Source organism: Achromobacter sp. DMS1 (genome assembly GCF_001270295.1).
On sequence record NZ_LHSJ01000246.1, the window covers coordinates 1 to 6,349 of the forward strand.

Consider the following 6,349-nt stretch of genomic DNA (forward strand, 5'->3'; position numbering starts at 1 on the left):
CACGCCGGCTCGACGCCCCGCCAATGGCGCCGCTACAGCCCGGGCCAGCGCCTGCTGCGCTTCGCCCTGTACCTGGCGGTGGTCGCCGCCATCGTGCAAGCCGTGCGCAGCGTGGAGATCATCCCGGAGTTCCTGTACGACGCGCCGGAACAGATGGCCGACCTCTTCCAGCGCATGTGGCCGATCGACTGGGGCTACTACCTGGAAGGCGTACACGGCCCGCTGGTCGAAACCCTGCACATCGCCACGCTGGGCACCATCCTCGCGGTGATCATGGCCGTGCCGGTAGGCCTGCTGGCCGCCCACAACCTCACGCCCAGCAGGCCCGTCAACCTGCTGGCCCGGCTCATCCTGGTGTCCAGCCGCTCGGTCAACTCGCTGGTGTGGGCGCTGCTCTTCATCGCCATCTTCGGCCCGGGCGCCCTGGCGGCACGCTGGCTATCGCGTTCCGCTCCATCGGCTTTGTCGGCAAGCTGGTGGGCGAGGCCATCGAAGAGGCACAGCGCGGCCCCATCGAGGCCGTCACCGCCACCGGCGCGAGCCGGGGCGCGGTGCTCTGGTACGCCTACTGGCCGCAGATCCGGCCGGCGTTCTGGTCCATCGTGCTGCTGCGCTGGGACATCAACGTGCGCGAGTCCGCCGTGCTCGGGCTGGTGGGCGCGGGCGGCATCGGCATGGCCCTGGACACCGCGCTCAACCTCTTCCAGTGGGACCGCGTCTCGCTGGTGCTGGCCGCGATCTTCGCGATCGTCGTCGTCGCCGAGATCGTCATCACGCAGGCGCGCAAGCGCATCCTGTGAGCCCCCTCCCGCGCGCCCCGGCGGACTTCCCGCCCCGGGGCGCGCTTCATGCCGCCTTCCCCTGCCCGCTTGTTGCGCCCGTCCGGGCCGACTATGCTGCACATGACCGGAATATGACCCGTCATCAAATCCGCTGCACGGCTTGAGTAATATCCTGCCTTTTCACGCCGGACACCCGCTCCATGTCGGAACAAGAACTCAAATTGCACGTGCCCATGGCGTTCCGCGCAAGCGTGCTGCGGGAAATGAAGCAGCGCGAAGTCGCGCGCGTCCGGCTGCACGCCATGTACTTCGATACGCCCGAGCGCGAGCTGGCGCGCGCGCGCATCGCGATCCGGCTGCGCCAGGAAGGCGCGGAATGGGTGCAGACGCTGAAAATGCCGGGCGCCGACGCCATCACCCGCGTCGAGCTGAACCACCCCCGCCCCGGCCCGATACTCGACCTTTCCGTCTATGCCGGCACGGAGCAGGAAGCCGCGCTGGCCGCGCTCAAGGGCGAACTCGGCCTGCGCTACGAAACCGACGTGCAGCGCCTGCTGCGCCGCGTGCGCACCCGCCAGGGCACGGTGGAACTAGCCTACGACACGGGCATTCTGCGCGCCGGTGCGCTGGAACTGCCGATTTCCGAGCTGGAGTTCGAGCTGGTGTCGGGCCGGCCCGCCGCGATCTTCTCCCTGGCGCGCAAATGGCAGCAGCGGCACGGGCTGGTGCTCGACCCCCGCAGCAAGTCCGAACGCGGCGACGCGCTGGCGCAGCTCGCGCGGCGGCTCGAAGACGTGGATGCCGGCGCCGAAGCAGAGCGCGAGGCGCGCCGGGCCGAGGCCATCGCCCGCTTCTGGGCGCCGCGCACGGCAGCGCCCGTCAGGCTGGAGCCCGGCATGAGCGCGCCGCAAGCCATGGCGCGCGTGGCCGCCGAGTGCCTGGACCAGATCGCCCGCAACGCATCGGTGCTGGCCGAGGTGGACACCGAGGGCGTCTGCCGCGCCGGCAATTCCGAGCACGTGCACCAGCTGCGCGTCGGCATCCGCCGCCTGCGCTCCGCCTGGCGCCTGTTCGACGGCTGGACCGGCCCGGTTCCGGCCTCCCTGCTGGACGACATGCGGCGCCATTTCGCCGCGTTCGGGGCGAACCGCGACCAGGACGTGCTGAACGAAACCATCGCGCCGGCGCTCGCCCGCGCGGGCATGCCCATGCTGCCCGCCGAGTCCGCCGCGCCGCAGGAAGACGCCCGGGCCATCGCCGGCGGCAAGGCGTTCCAGTCCTGGCTGCTGAACCTGCTCGAATGGAGCCTGGACGTGCCGGCCGCCGAGGCGCCCGCGTCCGGAGCGCCGCCCGCCCGGCGTGCGCGGGGCGCCGACGACCACGCCCCGGAGCCCGCCATCCGGCTCGAAGGCGGGCCGTCGTCATCGGCAGCGGCGCGCGTGCCGGCCATCATTCCGCTGCAGGCCGCTCAGCCCGATCCCGCGTCCCTGCGGAAGCTGCTCGCCCGCCGCCTGCGCCGCTGGCACCGCAAGGTCGCCGAAGCCGGCCTGCGCTTCGCCGAGCTTCCGCTGGCCGAGCGCCATGAGTTGCGCAAGCGCGGCAAGCGGCTGCGCTATGGCCTGTCGTTCGCCGAATCGCTGCTGCCGGCCGGACGCCTGCGCGACTACCGCAAGCTGCTCTCGCACGTGCAGGACGTGCTGGGCGAGATCAACGATCTCGCCCTCGCCCGCGACCACTACGCGGCCCGCACCGCCGCCCACCCCGAAGCCTGGTTCGCGCTGGGCTGGATCAGCGCGCGTCTCGACGAACTCACCGCCGAGGCCCGGCGGGCGTTCCAGGACCTGGCCCACGGCAAGCCGTTCTGGAAATAGCCGTCCGCGCCTTGCGCCCCGGCTGACCGGCCGGGGCGCGCGCACCTACCTTCTCGATACGACAGCCGTGCTTCCGCTTGCAAGCGGACACGCTTCTCGCACCGCGTTTCAAAAAAAGGGACGCTGACAGCTTCCCGTCAGCTTGCGGTCAACGGAAAGACATTCCGGCCCCGAATACTGGTGGACCGCGCCGGGCGCCACCGAAAGCGCCCGGCGCGCCCGGGCCCGCCGCGCGGGCCTTTCCCGTCCACCCTCATTCCCGATCATGCCCATGACCGACACGCTGACCACGTTCGCCAGGCGGAGCCTGTACGCCTGTTGCGCCGTTTCGCTGGCGCTGGCGCTCGCCGCCTGCGGCGGCGACGACGACGGCTCCGACGATCCCGCGCCGGCTCCGCCCACTGCTCCCGAAACGCCCCCCGCCTGCGCCGCGCATTGCGCGCCCTGACCCCGGTCCGCCACCTATCCGCCTGCTCCCATGACGATCAACGCTTCCAAGAGAAAGTTCATCAAAGCCTCCCTGGGCGCCACGGCCGCCGCGGGCGCGCTGTCGATGTTTCCGCCCAGCATCCGCCGCGCGCTGGCCATCGAGGCCAACAACGCCACCGGCACCATCCAGGACGTCAAGCATGTGGTCATGCTGATGCTGGAGAACCGTTCGTTCGACAGCTATTTCGGCACTTTCCGCGGCGTGCGCGGCTACGGCGACCGCTTTCCGATCCCGCTGTCCAACGGCAAGACGGTCTTTCACCAGACCCGGGCCGACGGCACCGAAGAGCTGCCCTACCACCTGGACGCCACGCAGGGCAACGCACAGCGGGCGGGCAGCACGCCGCACGCCTGGCCCAACTGCCAGGCCGCCTGGGATCACGGCCGCATGAACCGGTGGCCCAGCGCCAAGCAGCCGCTGTCCATGGGCTATTACGAAGACGCCGAAGTGCCCTTTCACCGCGCGCTGGCAGAAGCCTTCACGCTGTGCGACGCCTACCACTGCTCCATGCACGCGGGCACGATTCCCAACCGCCTCTTCTTCTGGACCGGCACCAACGGCCCCACGGGCGACAACGTGGCCGTGGTCATGAACGAAATGAACGACGGCGCCGACGTGGGCCCCTCTACCGAGGGCTGGACCTGGACCACCTACGCCGACCGCCTGCAGCAGGCCGGCGTGAGCTGGAAGGTGTACCAGAACATTCCGGACAACTTCGGCTGCAACGAAATGATGAGCTTCCGGCACTGGCGCGCCGAGATCGAGAAAATGCCGGCCGACCGCCAGGTGACCAACAACGGCGGCCCCGCCTACAACCCGGCCATCGACGACGCCCACAGCCCGTTCGCCAAGGGATTCGGCAACACCATGCCCGACGGCGGCTTTTTGCAGAGCCTGCGCGACGACGTGCTCAACGGCACGCTGCCCGAAGTGTCGTGGATCATTCCCCCCGCGGCGTACAGCGAACATCCCGGGCCCTCCAGCCCGGCCAAGGGCGCCTGGTACATCCAGGCCGCGCTGGACGCGCTGACCCTGTCGCCGGAGGTCTGGAGCAAGACGGTGTTCCTGGTGACCTACGACGAGAACGACGGCTTCTTCGACCACATGCCCTCGCCGTCCGCCCCCTCGCGCAACGAGGACGGCACGCTGGCGGGCAAATCCACGCTGTCCGATGCCGACATGGCCTTCGAGTACTTTACCTACGCGCCCGCCACGCCCAGGCAGCTCACGGCCGACGGCAAGCCGTTCGGCCCCGGCATGCGGGTGCCCATGTGGGTCATCTCGCCCTGGAGCCGCGGCGGCTGGGTGAATTCGCAAGTGTTCGACCACACCTCGGTGCTGCGCTTCCTGGAGCGGCGCTTCGGCGTCGCGGAACCCAATATCGCCCCGTTCCGCCGGGCGGTGTGCGGCGACCTGACCTCCTGCCTGGACTTCGTGTCGCCCAACACCGCGTCGCTGCCCATGCTGGCCGGACGCCGCACGCGCAGCGACGCCGACGGGCTGACGAGCTGGCAGGAAAAACAGCCGGCCATCGCCGTGCCCGCCGTGCAGACCCTGCCCGCCCAGGCGCCGGGAACGCGCCCCTCGCGCGCCCTGCCCTACGAGCTGCACGCCAGCGCGCGCGAAGACGCGGGCGCCGGGCAGGTCCGGCTGATCTTCGCCAACGCCAGCGCCGCCGGCGCGGCGGCCGTCTTCCATGTGTACGACAAGCTGCGCCTGGACCGCATACCGCGGCGCTACGTCGTCGAAGCCGGCAAGTCGCTGGAAGACGCCTGGGACGTTTCCGCCGACCAGGGGCGGTACGACCTCTGGGTGCTGGGCCCCAATGGCTATCATCGTTCGTTTGCCGGCGATCTCGCCCAGGCCGCCGGCGCGCGGCCGGAGATCCAGGTGTGCTACCTGCCCTGCGAAACCCCGCAGGTGCAGGTCAAGCTGCGCAACGACGGCGCCGCGCCCTGCGTGTTCTCGGTGCGCGCCATGGCCTACCGCGGCGACGGCCCGTGGAGCGTGACGGTGCAGCCCGGCGCAACGGGAGAGCTGACGTGGGATGTGGCCGCATGCGGCCAGTGGTATGACTTCGCGGTGGCCTGCGAAGGCTACGCCGCGTTCGCGCGGCGCTTTGCCGGACGCATGGAAACGGGCAAGGATTCCATCAGCGACCCGGCCATGGGGCAAGTGGCCTGAGCCCCGAAGACGAATGCCGGCGCAGAACGCCGGCATTCCAGGAAAATCCTCGGCCGCCCGCCGGCGCAGAACGCGCCGGCGGGCGGCGGTTCAATCGGCCAGCAGCGCGCCGGCGAATTCATCGGCGACGAAGGGCTGCAGGTCTTCCAGGCTTTCGCCCACGCCGATCCAGTAGACCGGAATCGGCCGCACGCCCTGGCTGCCCGCCGCCACGGCGGCCAGCGTGCCGCCCTTGGCGGTGCCGTCCAGCTTGGTCACGACCAGGCCGGTGAGATTGATGGCGGCATCGAAGGCGCGGATCTGCGCCAGCGCATTCTGGCCCGTGTTGCCGTCCACCACCAGCAGCACCTCATGCGGCGCGGAGGCGTCGGCCTTGCCGATCACGCGGCGGATCTTCTTCAGCTCTTCCATCAGGTGCAGCTGGGTCGGCAGGCGGCCCGCCGTGTCCACCATGACCACGCTGGCGCCCCGGGCGCGCCCGGCATTGACGGCGTCGAAGGCCACTGCGGCGGGGTCGCCGCCGTCCTGGGAGATGACCGTGACGTTGTTGCGGCTGCCCCATTCGATGAGCTGTTCGCGCGCCGCCGCGCGGAAGGTGTCGCCCGCGGCCAGCAGCACGCTGGCGCCCTGGCGCTGGAACGTGTTGGCCAGCTTGCCGATGGACGTGGTCTTGCCCGCGCCGTTCACCCCGGCGATCATCACCACCAGCGGCTTGGCGCGGTTGAGCTCGAAGCTGCGCTGCAGCGGCCGCAGGTGGTCGGCCAGCAATTCGCGCAGCGCCGCCTTGACCTTGGCCGGGTCTTCGATGCGTTCTTTCTTGACCCGGGCGCGCAGGGCCGCAAGCAGCTTCTCGGTGGCCTCCAGCCCCGCATCGGCCATAATGAGCGCCGATTCGAGTTCCTCGAAAAGGTTCTCGTCGACCTTCACGCCGACGAAAATGCCGCCGATGCTCTGGCCGGTGCGCGACAGGCCCTGCTTGAGGCGGGTCAGCCACGAAGCCTTCCTGGGCGCGGCCCCGGCGG

The 6,349-nt window shown here is 70.4% G+C and carries 4 protein-coding genes and 1 pseudogene; 4 read left to right on the top strand and 1 reads right to left on the bottom strand.

What is annotated here, in order from left to right; translation table 11 throughout:
* The 4 genes and pseudogenes from phnE to AD428_RS21310 form a co-directional block, all read left to right on the top strand.
* A pseudogene (gene phnE / locus AD428_RS21300) lies at positions 1 to 800 on the top strand (phosphonate ABC transporter, permease protein PhnE); the annotation flags it as partial.
* 182 nt (positions 801 to 982) lie between these two features.
* The gene (locus tag AD428_RS21305; RefSeq protein WP_053246511.1) at positions 983 to 2,653 is read left to right on the top strand and encodes a CYTH and CHAD domain-containing protein; all 1,671 of its coding nucleotides are present in this window, start codon (positions 983 to 985) and stop codon (positions 2,651 to 2,653) included.
* Positions 2,654 to 2,924: 271 nt separating this feature from the next.
* Positions 2,925 to 3,101, top strand: coding sequence for a hypothetical protein (locus AD428_RS26470; RefSeq protein ID WP_235491058.1), 177 nt, complete (start codon positions 2,925 to 2,927; stop codon positions 3,099 to 3,101).
* A gap of 30 nt (positions 3,102 to 3,131) precedes the next feature.
* Entirely contained in the window at positions 3,132 to 5,327 is a 2,196-nt protein-coding gene (locus tag AD428_RS21310) for a phosphocholine-specific phospholipase C (protein ID WP_053246512.1), read from the top strand.
* A gap of 90 nt (positions 5,328 to 5,417) precedes the next feature.
* Here the strand turns inward: AD428_RS21310 and ftsY are convergent.
* Positions 5,418 to 6,349 (bottom strand): signal recognition particle-docking protein FtsY (ftsY, locus tag AD428_RS21315; RefSeq protein WP_053246513.1); only part of this gene is annotated, 932 nt, incomplete at its 5' end.

Bases quoted from the DNA above. Each gene is read 5' to 3' on its own strand.
- AD428_RS21305 (WP_053246511.1), top strand. From the start codon at position 983: ATGTCGGAACAAGAACTCAAATTGCACGTGCCCATGGCGTTCCGCGCA.
- AD428_RS26470 (WP_235491058.1), top strand. From the start codon at position 2,925: ATGACCGACACGCTGACCACGTTCGCCAGGCGGAGCCTGTACGCCTGT.
- AD428_RS21310 (WP_053246512.1), top strand. From the start codon at position 3,132: ATGACGATCAACGCTTCCAAGAGAAAGTTCATCAAAGCCTCCCTGGGC.